Genomic DNA, 1,589 nt, shown 5'->3' with positions numbered 1-1,589 from the left:
CCGAGGCCGGGCTCGATCCGCAAGCCTTCTCCGCCCGCGGCCCGCGCTCCGGCTATCTCACCGAAACCGCACGCCGCGGCATCCGTTGCACGAAGCCATGCAGCAGTCGCAGCATCGCTCCGTCCAGCAGGCCTCGAACTACTCCAATGACGCGGAACGCACGCTCGGGCGGGCGGCGCGGTAAATCGTCTGAGTCGCAGATCGATCCGCCCCTTGCGGCGTCAGCTCCAGGACAATTGGTTCCGAGGCAGCCGGCGTCCGGGATCGATCACCTTAACCTGGTGCGGGAGCACCTCGCCCCAGCTCCATAGCACGAGGTTCTGATCGGATGTGTCGGCACCTGGCGCGAAGCTTGGCACGAGAATGCCGAACTTGCCCTCAGCAACGAGGCGGTCTTGGATGGTCCATGACGGCGGCCGTTTGCCATCCGCGAGAAAATTCATCCAGGCACAAGCTATATCTTCGAACCGGATCTCGGCGTCGGCCTGGCCTTGCGCCGTCCTCAGATCGACAATGTCATCGCAATCGATCTCGTATGAGCAGAGCACGCAGGGATCAATGCGATATGCAAAACCCTGATTTGCCTCCTTCACGGCCGTCATGATGTCGAGCGCCAGATAAAGCGTAGGCACACCTTTCGCGTTGAATCTGGCACCCCGAATAGCCGCTCCGTCCCCTGAGATCGGCTGGAACGACCAACGCGGATCATGGGCGCGGTAGCAAATTCCGGCAAACCTCAAGCAAAGCCACCAACGGCGACATGATCCAGGTAGTCGCGAACCGCGCTGGCCTTGCCTTCCTTAACCAGAGCTTCCGCCGTCCGCCCGCCGAATGCCGGTATCGGCTGCGCCCGGTACCAAGCCATCGCCTGCTCCTTGCCTCCAGCCCAGTCGGTCACCCTGCTGATGATCTCAAGCATTTCACGAAGGCGACCTTGCGTCTTTGCAGCACGGCTACGCTCAGCCCTATAGAGGGTTTCCCGCGCAAGACCCGCCGTTTCGGCAAGCTGACCTTTGGACATACCGAATCCATCCGCAACCTGGGCGACAGCGATCTTCCCAGCCCGATCCATATAGGACAGCACCAACGGTTCGTTCTGAACTGGAACTTTCAACGCTTGGATCATCCCTGCCGCACTTGCCATATCCAGAAACACATTTCTTGTGCATAAGATATGGCATTAGCGACGGATTACAAGCCTCGGTTGGCTGACGAGGCGTCGTTGAGGCCTCACCAGACGCATTCACACGTTCGTGTTCTGGCACATTCCTTATGTGTATAAACACCCCAAAAAAGCCCTGTCAAAAACGACCGAATGCGCGCACAATCGCGAGTGCCCCCAGCTACGGCCTCATTGGCGATCCCCGCGTCTCGACCGAGGACCAGGCGAGCGCCCAAGTCGACGAACTCAAGGCGGCCGGCGGCCGCTTGGTCCATCAGGAGCACGGCTCCGGCGCCTCGCGCTCCCGGCCGGTGCTGGCGAAGCTGATGCGCGCCATAGCCGTGGGGCTATGTCGATATGGCGCCCAGAATCTCCAGGGTCGCCGCCGGCGATAGCCTGCCAAGACTGTCACCCATGCTTGCCCTGG

At 61.0% G+C, this 1,589-nt stretch carries 2 protein-coding genes and 2 pseudogenes; 2 read left to right on the top strand and 2 right to left on the bottom strand.

Features of this window, described 5'->3' with window-relative positions:
* Positions 1-184, top strand: a pseudogene (locus NKK47_RS34925) (integrase); the annotation flags it as partial.
* 37 nt (positions 185-221) lie between these two features.
* On the opposite strand, the gene NKK47_RS34920 reads toward NKK47_RS34925, so the two are convergent.
* Positions 222-740, bottom strand: a complete 519-nt coding sequence (locus NKK47_RS34920) for an RES family NAD+ phosphorylase (RefSeq protein ID WP_352579916.1) — start codon at positions 738-740, stop codon at positions 222-224.
* A complete protein-coding gene (locus tag NKK47_RS34915; protein ID WP_352579915.1) occupies positions 737-1,126 on the bottom strand; it encodes an antitoxin Xre/MbcA/ParS toxin-binding domain-containing protein in 390 nt (129 codons plus the stop codon). The genes NKK47_RS34920 and NKK47_RS34915 overlap by 4 nt, the downstream gene beginning before the upstream one ends.
* A 146-nt stretch (positions 1,127-1,272) precedes the next feature.
* On the opposite strand from NKK47_RS34915, the pseudogene NKK47_RS34910 reads away from it, so the two are divergent.
* Positions 1,273-1,509 (top strand): annotated as a pseudogene (locus NKK47_RS34910) (recombinase family protein); the annotation flags it as partial.
* Positions 1,510-1,589: the final 80 nt, after the last annotated feature.

It is taken from the genome of Mesorhizobium sp. M0019 (assembly GCF_040323975.1).
Classification (GTDB): Bacteria; Pseudomonadota; Alphaproteobacteria; order Rhizobiales; family Rhizobiaceae; genus Mesorhizobium.
Note: the sequence above shows the minus strand (reverse complement) of the source record. Positions and strands in the feature narration are given on the sequence as shown.

What these genes read in the sequence shown, in the direction of transcription:
- NKK47_RS34915 (WP_352579915.1), bottom strand. Translation starts at nt 1,126, where the DNA reads ATGATCCAAGCGTTGAAAGTTCCAGTTCAGAACGAACCGTTGGTGCTG.